Origin of the sequence: Collimonas fungivorans (assembly GCF_028292705.1) — a bacterium.
Taxonomy (GTDB): Bacteria; Pseudomonadota; Gammaproteobacteria; order Burkholderiales; family Burkholderiaceae_D; genus Collimonas; species Collimonas fungivorans_B.
The window spans coordinates 1-17,729 of sequence record NZ_JAQGLV010000055.1; the positions used below are offsets into that span (position 1 = coordinate 1).

At 59.7% G+C, this 17,729-nt stretch carries 14 protein-coding genes and 1 pseudogene; 1 reads left to right on the top strand and 14 read right to left on the bottom strand.

Annotated elements, in window-relative coordinates; genetic code table 11:
* The 4 genes from JWQ61_RS02760 to JWQ61_RS02775 form a co-directional block, all read right to left on the bottom strand.
* A partial coding sequence (locus JWQ61_RS02760; RefSeq protein WP_304359166.1) for an AraC family transcriptional regulator occupies nt 1-778 on the bottom strand: 778 nt, incomplete at its 3' end.
* Between the two features lie 368 nt (nt 779-1,146).
* Nucleotides 1,147-2,601 carry a Ppx/GppA phosphatase family protein gene (locus JWQ61_RS02765; RefSeq protein ID WP_120236182.1) on the bottom strand — a complete coding sequence of 485 codons (1,455 nt, stop codon included), beginning with the start codon at nt 2,599-2,601 and terminating at the stop codon, nt 1,147-1,149.
* Between the two features lie 201 nt (nt 2,602-2,802).
* Complete coding sequence (locus JWQ61_RS02770) at nt 2,803-4,791, bottom strand: ATP-dependent DNA helicase (RefSeq protein WP_304359175.1); 1,989 nt, start codon at nt 4,789-4,791, stop codon at nt 2,803-2,805.
* 165 nt (nt 4,792-4,956) lie between these two features.
* The gene (locus JWQ61_RS02775; RefSeq protein ID WP_170850937.1) at nt 4,957-5,163 is read right to left on the bottom strand and encodes a YdcH family protein; all 207 of its coding nucleotides are present in this window, start codon (nt 5,161-5,163) and stop codon (nt 4,957-4,959) included.
* Nucleotides 5,164-5,325: 162 nt separating this feature from the next.
* Between JWQ61_RS02775 and JWQ61_RS02780 the strand changes: the two genes are divergently transcribed.
* Complete coding sequence (locus tag JWQ61_RS02780; RefSeq protein ID WP_304359167.1) at nt 5,326-6,132, top strand: PP2C family serine/threonine-protein phosphatase; 807 nt, start codon at nt 5,326-5,328, stop codon at nt 6,130-6,132.
* Nucleotides 6,133-6,150: 18 nt separating this feature from the next.
* Here JWQ61_RS02780 and JWQ61_RS02785 read toward each other — a convergent pair whose 3' ends face one another.
* The 10 genes and pseudogenes from JWQ61_RS02785 to JWQ61_RS02830 form a co-directional block, all read right to left on the bottom strand.
* On the bottom strand, nt 6,151-6,969 hold the full coding sequence (locus JWQ61_RS02785; RefSeq protein ID WP_304359168.1) for a hypothetical protein: 819 nt from the start codon (nt 6,967-6,969) through the stop codon (nt 6,151-6,153).
* 68 nt (nt 6,970-7,037) lie between these two features.
* The gene (gene zapE, locus JWQ61_RS02790; protein ID WP_304359169.1) at nt 7,038-8,135 is read right to left on the bottom strand and encodes a cell division protein ZapE; all 1,098 of its coding nucleotides are present in this window, start codon (nt 8,133-8,135) and stop codon (nt 7,038-7,040) included.
* Nucleotides 8,136-8,285: 150 nt separating this feature from the next.
* Complete coding sequence (locus JWQ61_RS02795; RefSeq protein WP_304359170.1) at nt 8,286-8,702, bottom strand: hypothetical protein; 417 nt, start codon at nt 8,700-8,702, stop codon at nt 8,286-8,288.
* Between the two features lie 11 nt (nt 8,703-8,713).
* Complete coding sequence (gene lpdA / locus JWQ61_RS02800; RefSeq protein ID WP_304359171.1) at nt 8,714-10,141, bottom strand: dihydrolipoyl dehydrogenase; 1,428 nt, start codon at nt 10,139-10,141, stop codon at nt 8,714-8,716.
* 206 nt (nt 10,142-10,347) lie between these two features.
* Nucleotides 10,348-11,607, bottom strand: coding sequence for a 2-oxoglutarate dehydrogenase complex dihydrolipoyllysine-residue succinyltransferase (odhB, locus tag JWQ61_RS02805; RefSeq protein ID WP_304359172.1), 1,260 nt, complete (start codon nt 11,605-11,607; stop codon nt 10,348-10,350).
* Nucleotides 11,608-11,668: 61 nt separating this feature from the next.
* Nucleotides 11,669-14,524, bottom strand: coding sequence for a 2-oxoglutarate dehydrogenase E1 component (locus JWQ61_RS02810; protein WP_304359173.1), 2,856 nt, complete (start codon nt 14,522-14,524; stop codon nt 11,669-11,671).
* 336 nt (nt 14,525-14,860) lie between these two features.
* Nucleotides 14,861-16,165 carry a citrate synthase gene (gene gltA, locus JWQ61_RS02815; protein ID WP_304359174.1) on the bottom strand — a complete coding sequence of 435 codons (1,305 nt, stop codon included), beginning with the start codon at nt 16,163-16,165 and terminating at the stop codon, nt 14,861-14,863.
* 106 nt (nt 16,166-16,271) lie between these two features.
* On the bottom strand, nt 16,272-16,541 hold the full coding sequence (locus JWQ61_RS02820; RefSeq protein ID WP_061539807.1) for a succinate dehydrogenase assembly factor 2: 270 nt from the start codon (nt 16,539-16,541) through the stop codon (nt 16,272-16,274).
* Nucleotides 16,542-16,658: 117 nt separating this feature from the next.
* Complete coding sequence (locus JWQ61_RS02825; RefSeq protein ID WP_014005735.1) at nt 16,659-17,372, bottom strand: succinate dehydrogenase iron-sulfur subunit; 714 nt, start codon at nt 17,370-17,372, stop codon at nt 16,659-16,661.
* Between the two features lie 60 nt (nt 17,373-17,432).
* Nucleotides 17,433-17,729 (bottom strand): annotated as a pseudogene (locus JWQ61_RS02830) (succinate dehydrogenase/fumarate reductase flavoprotein subunit); the annotation flags it as partial.

Sequence of the window (17,729 nt, forward strand, 5' to 3'; positions counted from 1 at the left end):
TGAAGCCGACCTGGAAACAGATGTCGGTGACGCTGGCGTCGCCATCCATCAGCAGTTCGCAGGCAACGTTGATGCGCAGCCGGTTGACGTACTGCACGAACGACATGCCGGTATGCTTGCGGAACGAACGGGAAAACGTGCTGACGCTCTGTTTGCACAGTTCGGCGAGGGTCGCTTCATGCAGGTCGGTAGCCAGGTTTTCGCCGATATAGGCCAGCACGTGGTTGAACGTCGACGACATATAAGCCAGGGCATCCGGCATGTAGCCTGGGCTGGCCAGCGGCCGCCGCTCGCTGTCGTTGACCAGCAGGTCCAGCAGCGACAGGAACAGCTGTATCCTGCGGAATCCCCGTGCGTTCAGCAGCTCCCGGAAAACAGGCGCAACCAGCTGCGCCGTCGCGGTGGAAAACAGCTGGCCGCCCTGCGCCTCAGACAACAGGTTTTGCAAGGATTTCAATTCCGGGAAGGCGCGCATGCCGTTGCCGATGAATTCAGCCGAAAACTGGATGATCAGGCCGCGCTCGGCCACCGTTTCCTGCTCCGCCAGCTCGCTGACCCAGTTGTGCGGCAGGTTCGGGCCAAGCAAAACCAGGTTGCCGGGTTCGAAGCTGCCGATGAAATCGCCAACGAAATACTTGCCGCTGGTGGCCGTGATCAGCTGTATTTCATACTCGGGATGGAAATGCCAGCGCACCGTGCGGTACGGATAGCCATGCGACCAGACGGTAAACGACTCGTCCTGGCGCACATCGACCAACTCCAGATCAGGATGTTGCATAGCCTCGTCTCCTTGCTTGGCAAACCGTCCGGGGCACGAAAAATGACCGTCATGCTGGGCCTGGACCGGCGCTAGCCTTGCTTTTAGTTTGAGTCAATATAAGTGCTGGGAGATACCGCCGCCACTACAAATACGCGGGTAAACCAATACTTTTTTGTCGCTAACGCTTATATTTATGCGAAAAAATGCCTAGCGCATTGCGGTGCACCATGCATTTTTCATCGGGACAGAGGAACTGACAGGCAATCCATGCTGCGACACAACACAATTTGCAATGGCGTCGCCGGCATGGGAAAGATAGAGGCAGGGCTGGGGAGAAAATCAGGAAATGGACCGGCTTTTATACAGCCGGCCCGTAAAGCGGGCAATCAGGTCCGGCGGATGGCGAAATCGACGCCGATCTCGCGCCACCAGTCCTGCTCCTTGGTCATCCAGTAGGTCGCGGTGGGATGGTCTTCAATCCAGTCGCGCTTGATGTCGAGTTCGATCTTGCTCTTCATCTTCAGGCGCAATTCGTCGAGGTCTATCTCTATGCGCGAGTGCAGGAACATGACCGCCAGGCGCAGGGCCAGCACCGCCTTGGAAAAATCCGGATCCAGCAGCGCATCGCTGATCTTGCGCAGGTTGCCCTTCTGGCCCAGGATCAGCATGCTCATGGCGCGCTGTTCGCGGGTGGTGAAACCCGACAGGTCGGCGTTCTCGATCAGGTAAGCCGCATGCTTGTGATAACCGCTCTGCGACACCACCAGCCCCACTTCATGCAGCAAGGCGCTCCAGTGCAGGTACTGGCTGAGGCCGTCGCTGCTGGGCTTGAGCATTTCGAACAGCGAGGTCGCGGTTTCGGCCACCCGGCTGGCGCGCAGCTGGTCCACATGGAAACGCTGGGAGAAATCGTGCACCGACTGGTCGCGCCGGTCCAGGCGCGTGCCGCGCAGCTGCAGGTCCCACATGACACCCATGCGCAGGCCGGCTTCGATCGGCTGGATCACTTCGATGCCGAGTTCCTGCATCAGGCCGATCAGCACCGCCAGGCCGCCGACCATCACCGCAGCGCGCTCCGGCTTCATGCCCAGCAGGTCGATGCGGCTGACATGGCCGAATTCGACGAAACGTGTGCGCAGTGCTTCCAGGCTGGTATACGACAGGCGATGGTCGCCCAGGCCGTTTTTCTCGATGGTCTCGGCAATCGCGCGGATGGTGCCGGAAGAACCGTAGGCATGGCTCCAGTTTTGCGGCCGGTACGGCGGCGCCGCGTCTTCGAAATGGCTGCGGGCGGACAGCACTGCGGCATCGTAAGCCTCGGCTGTGATCTGGCCGTCGGCGAAAAACGCCAGGCTCTGGTTGACGGTGCCGATGCCGAACGATTCCACCCGTTCGATCTGCTGGCCGCGTCCCAGGATCAGTTCGGTGGAGCCACCGCCGATGTCCAGCACCAGCCGCTTTTCGTTCGGCAGGCGCAGCATGCTGGCGACGCCCATGTAGATCAGCCGGCCTTCTTCTTCGCCCGAGATGATTTCGATCGGATAGCCGATGACCTGTTCGGCGATAGGCAGGAATTCCGCTGCGTTCTTGGCCACGCGCAAGGTGTTGGTGGCTACTACCCGCACTGCCTCCAGCTGGTAGTCGGCCAGGATGCTGCGGAAGCGCGACAGCGAGTCCAGCGCGACCTGCATCGCCTGCTCTGTCAGGTAGCCTTTGGCGTCAAGGCCGGCAGCCAGTCGGATCGGGTCGCGCGCACTCTTGATGACGCGGATCGCATCACCATTGTATTTGCCTATATGCAAACGGAAACTATTGGACCCCAAATCCACTGCTGCAAACATTGCTTACCTTTATCCAAACGAGCGTTCGAGAAAAACCGGCCGGGCCGGTTGAGAATACGAACTGCGACAATAGAGCCGGATTATTACATGCTGATGACAAGCAGTCAGGGGCAGCTTAGCCGATCGCAAGTGATCGCGCCAGACCAAAATCGCCGCACCGGAGACCACATCCTCTCACAAGCGCGGACAAGGTGCAGACGCTTAGCTGTCGACCGTCGCGCCGCTCCAGAATGCCTGCACCGCGCTCAGTTCCCGGGTGCGCTTGAACGGCGGCAAGCTCTGCCATATGCGGCGCCCGTAGCCCTTGGAAATCAGGCGCGGATCGCAGATCATCAGGACGCCGCGGTCGGTTTCGTCGCGGATCAGGCGGCCGGCGCCCTGCTTCAGGTTGATGATAGCCGCCGGCAACTGATGATGCATGAAACCGTTCATGCCCTTGGATTCCAGCGCCTCGATGCGCGCCGCCAGCACCGGGTCGTCGGGCGGCGAAAACGGCAGCTTGTCGATGATCACCAGCGACAGCGCTTCACCGCGCACGTCGACGCCTTCCCAGAAGCTCTGGCTGCCGACCAGCACGGCGTTGCCGGCGGCGCGGAAACGGTCCAGCAGCTCGGTGCGGCCGGCTTCGCCCTGCACCATCAGGGGGAAATCCAGGTGGCGCGCTTCGAATTCGGCGCGCAGCCGCTCGGCCGCGCGGTTCACTGCGCGGATGGTCGTGCACAGCAGGAATGCGCGCCCGCCCGAGGCTTCGATCACCGGCAGCGCGGCGTCGATGACGGCGTCGGTATAGTCCGGCGAATTCGGCTGCGGCAGGTTCTGCGGCACGTACAGCAGGCCTTGCTCGCCATAGTCGAAGGGACTGGGCCAGGACTGGGCCGGCTCGTCCCACAAGCCCATTTGCGAGGCGTAGTGCTGGAAGTCGTTCTTCACCGCCAGCGTGGCCGAGGTGAAGATCCAGGAACGCGCCACGCCTTCACGCTGCTTGTTGAAAATCGGCGCAATCGACAGCGGCGTCTGGTGCAACTGCAAGGAGGAAGAAAAGGCTTCCACCCACAGCACGCTGCCTTCGTCGTCCTCTGCGTCGGCTACCGCGGCAGCCTTGGCTTTCTTCGGCGCCTTGCCGGCCGCCCCAGGCGCGCTATTCCAGCCGTCCAGCTTGTAGCCCAGTTCGACCGCGCGGGTGCGGCACTGCTCGATAGTTTCGGCCCGCTCCGCCTGCTTTTCCAGGACCGCGATCATGCCGTGCAGCTGCGCGCGCATGGTTTCCAGCGCCGGGAAAAATATGCTCGACGCCGCGATCTGGTTGACCGCCAGCCGCACTACGTCCTGCGGGAAAGCCAGGCGCAGGTCGCGCGCAGCCTTTTCCACCGGCAGCACCACCTGCCCCCAGTCGGCGCCGTCGCGCGCGTGCGACAAGCCTTCCGCCAGCACATCGCGGCACAGCTCCAGGATCTGCGAGGTGGAGACGGTATTGCCAAAAAATAAAGTGGCGACCTCGGGCAGCTGGTGCGCTTCATCGAAGATGATGGTGTTGGCCGACGGCAGCAGCTCGGCGACGCCGGTATCCTTCAAGGCGACGTCGGCAAAGAACAGGTGGTGGTTGACCACCACCACGTCGGCCTGCTGTGCTTCCTTGCGCGCCTTCATCACGAAGCAGTCCTGGTAGTACTGGCACTCGGCGCCCATGCAGGTATCGCGGGTCGAGGTCACCAGGTTCCAGATCGGCGCGGTTTCCGGCACCTTGGACAGCTCCGCCTTATCGCCCGACGAGGTGGTTTTCATGAAACGGGAGATTTCGCGCAGGTAGCCGACATCCTCGCGCGAAGTCATGCGGCCGTTCTGCAGCGTGCGCTCCAGGTGGAAATGGCAGACGTAGTTGGCGCGCCCCTTCAGCAGCGCCACCGAGACCGGCGCGCTGAGCGCCTTGCGCACGGTCGGGATATCGCGCAAGAACAGCTGGTCCTGCAGGTTCTTGGTGCCGGTCGAGACGATCACCTTGCCGCCCCACAGCAGGGCCGGCACCAGGTAGGCAAAAGTCTTGCCGGTGCCGGTGCCGGCTTCCGCGATCAATGTGCGCTGCTGGGCGATGGCGTCGGCGATGGCTTTCGCCATTTCGGTCTGCGCCTGGCGCGGACGAAAGCCGCCGACCGCCTGTCCAAGCGGGCCGGTGCTGGCAAACAGGCGATCGATGTCGGCGTCGTGCGCGCCGGCGGGCGCAACGGCGACTGCAGCCGCTGCAACGGGAACAACGGCAGCGACAGCGCCTTCGGCAGCAAGGGGGGATGTATCTTCGGTCAAGGTAACTTACTTAAAGCAGAGGCTGGATAGCTATCCTACCAGCCTTGGGGTGGGCTATCAGGCAGGGATGTCGGGAATTAATTGCATTCTTAACAGCGTGATCTGGTCTTTCAGCTGCAATTTGCGCTTTTTCAGGCGGCGCAATTGCAATTCTTCGTGCAGGACCTGATTCGTCATGGTATGAATGGCGGCATCCAGGTCGCGATGTTCGACTTCAAGTTCTATAATGCGGCGCAGGATTTCTTCTCGATCGATCATGGTCATATTCTTGCGTTGGAAAATGTTAACATACGGAAACACGTTGAAAATCATTCCTGCGTATAATATTTCCCATCAACTTCATACTGTATTACTGTGAATGAGTGGCGATTTGACGCCGGATCCAGAATTACCTAGAACAGGATGCAGTTTAATCTACCCAGACGAATGAGCCAATACAAGATCGAAGCCGGCACCGGCCAACACATCGGCGACCGCCAGGAACAACAGGACCGGGCCGCATTATTCACCGCCCCCAAAGCACCGGGCTACATGATGGCAGTACTTGCCGACGGCATGGGCGGCCGCAGCGGCGGCGCACTGGCTGCCGAGCAGGTGATCTGCACCGCCAAGCAGATATTCGAAGGTTTCTCGCCCCTGATCGACAATGTCGAGGCCATGCTGCATAACATCGCGCTGGAGACCCACACCGTCATCAAGCTGAGCGGCTTTTCCAACGACAAGGATCCGCACACCACCATGGTGATCCTGGTGCTGTCGCCGGACGGCACGGCCACCTGGGGCCATGTCGGCGATTCGCGCCTGTACCGCTTCGACGGCCCCAATTTCGCCGAGCACACCATCGACCATTCTTATGTCGAGAAACTGGTGAGCGAAGGCAAGCTGTCGCGCAGCGAGGCGAAATCGCATAACCTCTCCAATATCCTGCTGAACGCGCTGGGCTCCAGCACCGACACGCCCCAGGTCAGCATCAGCCGTCATACCGGCCTCAAGGCCGGCGATGCTTTCCTGCTGTGCTCGGACGGGCTGTGGCATTACTTCACGGAAGATGAGCTGGGCGCCGCCATCGCCATGAACAAGCCGCGCGATGCCGCCGAAATGCTGATCACCAAGACCCGCAAGCGGGCCGAAGGCCACGCTGCCGACAATTGCACTTTTGCGATCGTCAAGCTGGTGGCGCTGCCCAAGGAAGCGCAGAACTACACCGTCAAGAAGATGCGCCGCGCGGTGTAAGCCTCGCGGCTGACCGCTTTACGGTGCGGAAGCCGGCGGCGGTGGCGTCGCTGCTGCTGGCGCTGCCGGCGCAGCGGCGGCCTTCTTGGCGGCCAGATCCTTGGCCTTGGCTGCCTTGTTGTCTGCGACTTCCTTCTGGCGCGCCGCCGATTCCTTGGCTTTTCTCTCGAAAGCGGCTACATTCGCTGCCCGCTCCGAAGCTTTGGCCGCCTCATCCTGCTGCGCTTTTTGCAATTTGGCATTATGGTCGGCCACCCGCTTGTCGGCCTCGCCCATATGCTTGCGGGTATTGGCGGCGACTTCCTTCTCTTTTGCTGTACCCTGCTTGACCTTTTCGGCGTTGCTCAGTTCTTTTGCCTGCTGGTCCTGGGCTTTCTGCGCCGCTTCCGCCGGCTGCGCGGCATCGTGCACTTCCAGCGCCTTGTCGCGCTCGTCGGCGCGGTCCTTGCGCAGGAAAGCGTTAGCGGTGATGTCTACCGGACGGATGGTCTTCATGGCCTGGCGCCGCTGTTCCTTGGCGATGTCCAGGCAATGGTTGACGAAGAATTTCTGGTAGCAGGCGCGCCGCTGTTCGAGGTCGCGCGCTTCGACTTCCGCCTTGGCGTCGGCGACATCGGTCAGCGCCTTGTTCGCGGTTTCCACCGAAGTCAGGGTTTCCAGCGGGTAGCGCGCGCTCAGCTCGGCGGCCGGCTGGTCTACCGGCTTCAGCGCGGCGTCCGCGGCTTGCACGCCGGCGGACAGCGCCAGCAGCAGCGCAGCCGTGCCCAGCAAGAGCGGGCGCCGGCGACGTGCCGGCGATGGTGACAAAGGGGCCAGGATCAAAGAGGCAAATTCCACGTAAACCTATCCATTTCTATACGTTATTTTCAAACAGCAGCCTTACTTACACAACTTATTTACCCAACTTATACAATAGAGTCGGCCTCGGAACGCCGCTCGCTATCCATATACTCGCGCGACTGCATCTCCATGATACGCGACACGGTGCGGTGGAACTCGTTGGCCAGCATGCCCTGCGTGTACAGCTGGTCCGGCGCTACCGCGGCCGACATGATCAGCTTGATCTTGTGATCATAGAACACATCGATCAGCCAGGTAAACCGGCGCGCCTCGGACGACATCGCCGCCGACATCTGCGGGATACCGGACAATATCACCGTATGGAAGCGGCTGGCAATTTCGAGATAGTCGTTTTGCGAACGCGGACCGCCGCACAAGGTGTTGAAATCGAACCAGATCACCCCGCCGGCGCGGCGCAAAGCCTTTATTTTACGCGCTTCGATATCGACTATCGGATCTTCGTCGGCAGTCTCGGCAACGCCGGCAAAGGCGTGGCGCAAGGCGCGGTCGGTGTCGGCATTGAGCGGCGAATGATAACTCTCGACCTGCTCTAGGGCGCGCTTGCGGTAATCGATGCCGGCATCGATATTCATCACGTCCAGGTTGTCTTGCAACAGCTTGATGGTGGGCAGCATGCGGTCGCGGTGCAAGCCGTCCGGGTACAGCGTGCTCGGCTCGTAATTCGAGGTCATCACGAACGATACACCGTTGTCGAACAAGGCCTTCAGCAGGTTGTAGAGAATCATGGCGTCGGCGATGTCGGACACATGGAATTCGTCAAAACAGATCAGCCGGTATTTCCTGGCAACCCGCTTCGCCACTTCATCGAGCGGATCGGCGACGCCCTTGAGCTCATCCAGCTGGCGGTGCACCGCGCGCATGAATTCGTGGAAATGCAGGCGCGTCTTGCGCACCACCGGCACCACCGAATAAAAGCTGTCCATCAGGAACGACTTGCCGCGCCCCACCCCGCCCCACATGTACACGCCGCGCGGCACATCAGGCCGCAGGATCAGGCGCTTGAAGGAGTTGGAACGCTGCGCCTTGTACTCGACCCATTCGTCGTAAGCCTGCTGCAGGCGGTCAACCGCGCGCCGCTGGGCGTCATCCGCCTGGAAGCCCCGTTGCGTCAGCGCCTGTTCGTAAAACTCTGAGACGTTCATTGTGTATTCAATTCTTGATGAAAAGCCAGAACCGGCTTGCCGGCTTCACGGCTTGGCAAAAAACCAACCATGTTTTTTGATTAAGCCGCTGAAAATAAAAATGGGCGAGCTTTCGCTCACCCACATCAAGCCAGGCTGCATCGCAAGGGCTTATGACCGCCCCATCTCGACTTGCACTCGGCTAGGATAGGCCTTCTCCTTGCCGCCGAAACTGAGCGGCAGGTTCGCCCCCAAGCCAAGGCCGATCGCGCCGATGCCGCCGCTGCCGCCGGTGGCGCCGATGCCGATGCTTGGAGAATTGAGCCCCGGAGGAGCGCGGTACACCACTTCCGAGGTGCGATAGCCGGCCTTGTTGCAAACCACATGCAGGTCGCCGTCGGCCTCAACAATCAGGACATTGCCGGGTGTAACCACATTCCAGCGGCTGCTGTCGGTTTTCACCACGCAGCGCGCGCCGGAAAGCTGCTGGCTGTCGGATGTCGCCTCGATCTGCACACGGCCATTATCCGACGCTGTAGTCGCGCAGCCGGACAATGCAACGCCTAACGACAGTATCAGATAACGCATATGCTTCTCCCTTAGAAATTCAGGGACCGTTTGTCGACTGCCAGCGCCGCTTCCTTGGTCGCTTCCGACAAGGACGGGTGCGCGTGGCAGATACGGGCGATGTCTTCCGCAGATGCGCGGAATTCCATCGCCACCACGGCTTCTGAAATCAGTTCTGACGCCATTGGTCCAACAATGTGAACACCCAGGATTTCGTCGGTCTTGGCATCCGCCAGGAACTTCACCATGCCTGAGGTATCGCCCAAGGCACGCGCCCGTCCGTTCGCCAGGAACGGGAAGGTGCCTGCCTTGTATGCTACTCCATCTGCCTTCAGCTGTTGTTCTGTCTTGCCGACCCAGGCGATTTCCGGAGAAGTGTAGATCACCCATGGGATTGTATTGAAATTCACGTGACCGTGCTGGCCGGCAATACGTTCGGCAACCGCCACGCCTTCTTCCTCAGCCTTGTGCGCCAGCATCGGGCCGCGCACCACGTCGCCCACCGCCCAGACGTTCGGCAAATTGGTCTTGCAGTCGCCGTCGACGGCGATGAAACCGCGCTCATCCAGCTGCAGGCCGACGCCTTCGGCGTTCAGGCCGATGGTGTTAGGGATACGGCCGATCGACACGATCAGCTTGTCGTACACCGCTTTTTGCGCCGCGCCGGTGGCGTCGACATATTCGACAGTGACATCATTCTTGCCGGCCGTAATGGCGCCGATCTTGACGCCCAGGCTGACTTTCAAGCCTTGCTTGGTGAACAGCTTGCTGGCTTCCTTGGCGATCTGCTCGTCCACTGCGCCGAGGAAAGTCGGCAACGCTTCGAGGACGCTGACATCCGAGCCGAGGCGGCGCCAGACGCTGCCCATTTCGAGGCCGATGACACCGGCGCCGATTACACCCAGTTTAGCCGGAACCGCATCAATTGCCAGTGCGCCGGTATTCGACAGGATCAGCTTTTCGTCAAACGGGGTGCCTGGCAAGGCGCGCGGATTGGAGCCGGTAGCCAGGATGATGTGCTTGGCGGTGATGGTTTCTTCGGCAGCGCCGGCAACCTTGATTTCGTACGCGCTGGCATCGCCCTTGACGAAGGAACCGCGGCCATGGAAAAAGGTGACCTTGTTCTTCTTGAACAGGTACAGGATGCCTTCGTTGTTCTGCTTGACGACGCTATCCTTGCGCGCCAGCATCTGCCCCAGGTTCAGTCCCAGGCCCTTGACTTCGATGCCATGGTCGGCGAACGCATGGCCGGCGTGTTCGTAGTGTTCGGACGATTGCAGCAATGCCTTGGATGGAATGCAGCCGACGTTGGTGCAGGTGCCGCCCGGCGCAGGGCCGTTCTTGGCATTTTTCCATTCATCGATACAGGCGGTATTGAAACCCAGTTGCGCGGCGCGAATTGCTGCAATATAACCGCCGGGACCGCCACCGATCACGACGACATCAAATTGTTTGCTCATTTCCATCCTTCGAATTATTGCCTTGCCAACTCATTGCCAACTTATTGCCAACCTGCTGCCAACTCGGACAACCGGCCCATATCTCGGGCAAATCACAGTCACAAGGCGCTCATCATTTACTTAGCCGCCTAAACGACGCGCCCTGCTCCATTTTTTCCCTAGGAAACAACAGAGTCAGGGCGCTCTCGCCTGGCGAGGTTTAAGACTTACAGGTCCAGCAACAGACGGGCCGGATCTTCCAGCGCTTCTTTCATCGCTACCAGGGCCAGCACGGCTTCACGACCATCGATGATACGGTGATCATAAGACATTGCCAGGTAGTTCATCGGACGGATCACGATCTGGCCGTTTTCAACCACCGCGCGGTCCTTGGTCGCATGCACGCCCAGGATTGCCGATTGCGGCGGGTTGATGATCGGCGTCGACAGCATGGAACCGAAAGTGCCGCCGTTCGAGATCGAGAAAGTGCCGCCGGTCAGGTCGTCCAGCGTCAGCTTGCCGTCTTTGGCCTTGGCGCCGAATTCGCCGATTTTCTTTTCGATGTCGGCGATCGACATCTGGTCGGCGTCGCGCAATACCGGCACTACCAGGCCGCGCGGCGAACCGACTGCGATGCCGATGTCGAAATAGCCGTGGTAGACGATGTCGTTGCCGTCCACCGAAGCATTGACGATCGGGTATTTCTTCAGCGCCGCAACCGCAGCCTTGACGAAGAACGACATGAAACCCAGCTTGACGCCGTGTTCCTTTTCGAACTTGTCCTTGTACTTGGTGCGCAGGTCCATCACCGGCTGCATGTTGACTTCATTGAATGTCGTCAAGATGGCGTTGGTCGATTGCGATTGCACCAGGCGCTCGGCGATACGTGCGCGCAGGCGGCTCATCGGCACGCGCTCTTCCGGACGGTCGTCCAGGTTGGCCTTGGTTGGCGCTGCGACTTGCTGCAGAGCCGGCTTGGCTGGAGCTGCCGCCACCGGCGCTGGCGCGGCCGGCTTGTTGGCGATGGCGCCCAGGGCGTCGCCCTTGGTGACACGGCCGTCCTTGCCACTGCCGTCGACTTGCGCCGCCGACAGGTTGTTTTCGGCCAGCAGTTTTGCTGCGGCAGGCATGGCGATGCCGGCGGCCGATTTCGATTGCAGTTCAGGTGCGGCGACTGGCGTCGGCGCATTGCCGCTTTGCGGCACCGGCACGGCTGCCACTTCCATCGGGCTGACCTTGGCCGAGGCGTCGGTGTCGATCACGGCGATGACTTCATCCGCCACCACGGTGCTGCCGTCGCCCTTGATCAGCTGGACGATCACGCCGTCGGCTGGCGCCGGCAGTTCCATTACAACCTTGTCAGTCTCGACATCGACCAGGTTTTCGTCGCGCTTGACAGAGTCACCGATTTTTTTATGCCATGTCAACAGAGTCGCTTCAGCGACCGATTCCGACAGCTGCATAACTTTTACTTCTAGAAGAGCCATTTAATTCTCCGATATTGGGGTGTGCGTCGGGCACGCCAGGCATGGCGTGCCCAGTCATCAATTATTTTGTAAGAACAAAGCCCTTGAGCTTGGAAAATGCCGTATCCAACAACGCTTTTTGCTGCGCATAGTGCTTGTCGTAGTAACCGACCGCTGGCGATGCGCTGGCTGGACGGCCTGCATAGGCAAGCTTCTGGCCTTCGTCCAGGTTTTCAAAAATGTTGTGCTGGATCTGCAGCCATGCGCCCTGGTTCTGCGGCTCGTCCTGGGTCCATACCAGCTCGTTGAAGTTAGGGAACTGCTTCAACTCGGCAGCAAACGCCTTGTGCGGGAATGGATACAGTTGTTCCAGGCGGATAATTGCGACATCAGTCTGGCCGCGTTCCTTGCGAGCGTTGACCAGGTCGTAATACACCTTGCCGGAGCAGGCGATGACGCGCTTGACCTTTTTAGGATCGATCTTGTCGTCGACTTCGCCGATCACAGTCTGGAAGCTGCCCTTGGTGAAGTCGGACAACGGCGAACCGGCATCCTTGTTACGCAACAGCGACTTCGGCGTCATGATCACCAGCGGCTTGCGGAACAGGCGGATCATCTGGCGGCGCAGCAGATGGAAAATCTGCGCTGCGGTGGTCGGCTGCACCACTTGCATGTTGTTGTCCGCGCACAGCTGCAGATAACGTTCCAGGCGTGCCGACGAGTGTTCCGGGCCTTGGCCTTCGTAACCGTGCGGCAGCATCATGACCAGGCCCGAAGCACGGCCCCACTTCACTTCGCCGGAGCTGATGAACTGGTCGATCACGACTTGCGCGCCGTTGGCGAAGTCGCCGAACTGGGCTTCCCAGATGGTCAGCGTGTTTGGCTCTGCGGTGGAATAACCGTATTCGAAACCGAGCACCGCTTCTTCCGACAAGACCGAGTCGATCACCTTGAACGGCGCTTGCTGGTCGGAGACGTTTTGCAGCGGAATATAGCTGCCGGCATCCCAACGCTCGCGGTTCTGGTCATGCAGCACTGCGTGGCGATGGACAAAAGTGCCGCGGCCGGCGTCCTGGCCGGTCAGGCGGATCGCATAACCCGACGATACCAGCGAAGCGTAGGCCAGGTGCTCGCCCATGCCCCAGTCGAGGTTGAGCTCGCCGCGGCCCATGGCGGCGCGGTCGTTCAGTACTTTTTCAACCAGCGCGTGGACCTTGAAGTTTTCCGGCACGGTAGTGATGCGTGCGGCCAGGCGCTTCAGTTCGGTCACCGGCACCGAGGTGTCGGCGGCGTCGGTCCACTTGCGGTTCAGGAACGGCAGCCAGTCGACCGCGTATTTGCTCTTGAAGTTGGTGATGACCGGATCGATGGTGTGCTTGCCGGCGTCCATCGCATCGCGGAAGGCCTTGACCATGGCGTCGCCATCGTCAGCGCCGATCGTGCCTTGCGCCACCAGCTTGTCGGCGTACAGCCGGCGGGTGCCTGGGTGCTGGCCGATCTTCTTGTACATCAGCGGCTGGGTCAGCGCCGGCGTATCTTGCTCGTTGTGGCCCAGTTTGCGGAAGCAGATGATATCGACCACGATATCTTTCTTGAACTCGATGCGGTAGTCGAGCGCGATCTGGGTCGCATACACCACCGCTTCAGGATCGTCGCCGTTGACGTGCAGCACCGGCGCTTCGATCATCTTGACCACGTCCGAGCAATACAGGGTGGAACGCGAATCGCGCGGATCGGAAGTGGTGAAGCCGATCTGGTTGTTGATCACGATGTGCACCGTGCCACCTGTACCGTAGCCGCGGGTCTGCGCCAGGTTCAGGGTTTCCATCACCACGCCCTGGCCGGCGAATGCAGCGTCGCCGTGCACCAGGATCGGCAGCACTTGCGAACCGTCGGCATCGCCGCGGCGTTCCATACGGGCCTTGACCGAACCTTCGACCACCGGGTTGACGATTTCCAGGTGCGACGGGTTGAACGCCAGCGACAGATGCACCGGGCCGCCTGGGCTGGTGATGTCGGACGAGAAACCTTGGTGGTACTTGACGTCGCCGGCCGGCAGGTCGTCGGCGTGCTTGCCTTCGAATTCGGCGAACAGTTCCTGCGGCATCTTGCCCAGGGTGTTGACCAGTACGTTCAGGCGGCCGCGGTGGGCCATGCCGATCACGATTTCCTGGATGCCCTTTTCACCGGCGCGCTGGATGGTTTCATCCAGCGACACGATGAAGCTTTCGCCGCCTTCCAGCGAGAAACGCTTCTGGCCGACATAACGGGTATGCAGGTAGCGTTCCAGGCCTTCGGCCGCGGTCAGGCGGTCGAGGATGTGCTTTTTCTTCTCGGCGGTGAACACCGGCGCCGAACGGGTCGACTCCAGGCGCTCTTGCATCCAGCGCTTTTCGGTCGGATCGCTGATGTACATGTATTCGGTGCCGATGGAACGGCAATACGTATCGCGCAGCGAATTGAGCAGGTCGCGCAGCGTAGCGGTTTCGGTACCGAAGTAGGTGTTGCTGATGTTGAACACGATGTCCATGTCGGCATCGGTGAAACCGTAGAAGCTTGGTTCCAGTTCAGGCAGTACGGCGCGTTCCTGGCGTTGCAGCGGGTCCAGGTTGGCCCAGCGTGAACCGAGGTAACGGTAGGCAGCAATCAATTGCGTTGCAGCAACGCGTTTGCGACCCATTTCAGCATCGGCTGAAGCAGAGATGGTGCGGATAGGACCGTGTTTGGCGCGCTCGGCGAACGAGGCGATGACGGAAGCGTGGCCTACGTCAGGCTTGTCGGAGCCGTCGACGGCGGGTACGTGCTGCATGGCGTCGAAATAAGCACGCCAGTTGTCGGCAACTGAACCAGGATTGTCGAGGTAAGACTCGTACAGCTCTTCAATGTACGGTGCATTACCTCCGAAGAGATAAGAATTAGAGCGGTATTGTTGCATCATCTTGCTCACCTTTCTTCGCGTTTCGCGAGATTAGCGGGTTAACATAACCTTCCGCGACACGGCCTGACCGGTTAGCGGATTGCACATCAAGTTGTGGGGAAGGGCTCTATTGCTATGTGTTCTTTGCTACAACTGCTTTTTTCTAAATTCGGGTGCTGCCTGCCCTTCAAAACACGTTCACCACATGTTTTTGCTACCGTTTTTTTACTGCTTCTGGCCGCATAACACAGCACAGAACAAGAGCATAGCATAACCTGCATAAATGCAAACAGCGAATCCTCGGATTCGCTGTTTTTGTGTTGCTATTGCTTATTAACTTGCTTACTCACGCTCGGCTCAGCCGCGCTTTTCCATCGGTGGCACGTCGCGGGTCTGCGAACCGACGAACAGTTGGCGCGGACGGCCGATTTTCTGTTCCGGATCGGAAATCATTTCATTCCACTGCGCGATCCAGCCTACGGTGCGCGCCATGGCGAAGATACCGGTGAACAGCGAGGTCGGGATGCCCAGCGCCGATTGCACGATGCCGGAGTAGAAGTCGACGTTCGGATACAGCTTGCGGGAAACGAAGTATTCGTCTTCCAGCGCGACTTTTTCCAGGGCCATCGCCAGCTTGAACAACGGGTCGTCATGCAGGCCCAGTTCGTTCAGCACTTCGTAGCAGGTTTCACGCATCAGCTTGGCGCGCGGGTCGAAATTCTTGTAGACGCGGTGACCGAAGCCCATCAGCTTGACGCCGGAGTTCTTGTCTTTCACCTTGGCGATGAACTCAGGGATCTTGTCGACCGAACCGATTTCCTTGAGCATGTTGAGCGCCGCTTCGTTGGCGCCGCCGTGGGCAGGACCCCACAGGCAGGCGATGCCGGCAGCGATACAGGCGAACGGATTGGCACCGCTGGAACCGGCCAGGCGCACGGTCGAAGTCGACGCGTTCTGCTCGTGGTCGGCATGCAGGGTCAGGATACGGTCCAGCGCGCGCACCAGCACGTCGTTGACCTTGTACTCTTCGCACGGCGTCGAGAACATCATGTGCATGAAGTTGGCGCTGTACGACAGTTCGTTGCGCGGGTAGACGAATGGCTGGCCGACGTTGTACTTGTACGCCATGGCGACCAGGGTCGGCAGCTTGGCGATCAGGCGGATAGCCGACACTTCGCGATGGCGCGGGTCGGTGATGTCCAGCGAGTCATGGTAGAACGACGACAAGGCGCCGACAGTACCAACCAGCACGGCCATCGGATGCGCGTCGCGGCGGAAACCGCGGAAGAAGAATTGCATCTGCTCGTGCACCATGGTGTGCTGGGTCACGGTAGCGTCGAAGGTTTCTTTTTGCTTGGCTGTCGGCAGTTCGCCGTTCAGCAGCAGGTAGCAGGTTTCCAGGAAGTCGCAATTGACCGCCAGCTGCTCGATCGGGTAGCCGCGATACAGCAGCTCGCCCTTGTCGCCGTCGATGTAGGTGATCGACGAATTGCAAGCCGCGGTCGACATGAAACCCGGGTCGTAAGTGAATTTGCCGGTAGCGCCGTACAGCTTGCGGATGTCGATCACTTCAGGGCCGACGGTACCCTTGTAAATAGGAAATTCTACGGATGGGCTGCCATCGGAAAACGATAGCGTGGCTTTTGTATCAGCGGTGGTCATGGCTCTTCCCTCAATCAAAAGGTGACTCTAAATCAAAAAAACAAAAGACGCGCCTGCAAGTTGGTCGACCTCTTCCGCAGCCGTCGCCGCCAGCGAAGATATAGTCTTAAGCAGTGCGTATTCTGGCTAACAGGGCATGCACTTGCGGCAAATCCAGCAAGCCGTCCGGTTCTTTACGGACCAGCAGCAAATCCATTAGTTCATTGTCGGACAGTTCCATCAAACGCGAAAAGGCGTCGACATCGTCGTCCGTCATGCTGGCTTCATTTGCATCCAGGAAACGGGTGAGTATCAGGTCGTTTTCAAGCAGGCCGCGGCGCGCACGCCAGCGCAGGCGGGCTCGGTTGGCAGGATCGGCTTGATGGATGATAGACATGGAACCCACTTATTCTATTTGATATCGCCATTCGGCGCTTTCGACGAACAGTTCTATAACTGCTGCAACGACCAGGGCGGGAAAACTCGGAAGTCTCACCGCCCTGCTTACTCTCTTTTATACCGCGCGGCGAACCATCAGTTCTTTGATCTTGCCGATCGCTGCATTAGGGTTCAGGCCCTTCGGACAGACATCGACGCAGTTCATGATCGAACGGCAGCGGAACAGGCGATACGGATCTTCCAGGTTGTCCAGGCGCGCGCCGGTGGCTTCGTCGCGGCTATCGGCGATGAAGCGGTAGGCTTGCAGCAGGCCGGCCGGGCCGACGAACTTGTCCGGATTCCACCAGAACGACGGGCAGGAAGTCGAACAGCATGCGCACAGGATGCACTCGTACAGGCCATCGAGCTCTTCGCGCTGTTCCGGCGTTTGCAGGCGCTCTTTTTCCGGCGGGATGTTGTCGTTGATCAGGAACGGCTTGATCGACTCGTACTGCTTGAAGAACTGCGTCATGTCGACGATCAGGTCGCGGATCACCGGCAGGCCTGGCAGCGGCTTGAGGACGATAGGCTCGGTCAGCTCGTTGAGGTTGGTGGTGCAGGCCAGGCCGTTCTTGCCGTTGATGTTCATGGCGTCGGAACCGCACACGCCTTCGCGGCAGGAGCGGCGCAGCGCCAGCGAATCGTCGACGTCCGCCTTGATGCGCTGCAGAGCATCCAGCAGCATCTTGTCGGTCGGCAGCAGTTCCACCGTCAGGTCCTGCATGTAAGGCTTGGCATCCTTATCGGGATCGTAACGGTAGATTTTGAATTTCAAAGTACGTGATGACATGGCTATACCTTTTTATTAATTGCGCGGCAGGGCTATGAAGCACCGCCCTGCCGCGGCAAATCAGAATGTGCGTGGCTTTGGCTTGAACGTATCAACTGTCAGCGGTTTGGTGATCACTGGCTTGTAGTCGAGACGATTACCTTCGGAATACCACAAGGTATGCTTCATCCAGTTTTCGTCATCACGCTTTTCATAATCGCGATGCGCATGCGCGCCGCGCGATTCCTTGCGGGCTGCCGCCGAAGTAATGGTAGCCTTGGCGGTTTCGATCAGGTTGTCCAGTTCCAGCGCTTCGACACGTGCGGTGTTGAAGACCTTGGACTTGTCCTTGAACGAAACATGCTTGCGCCGCTCGTC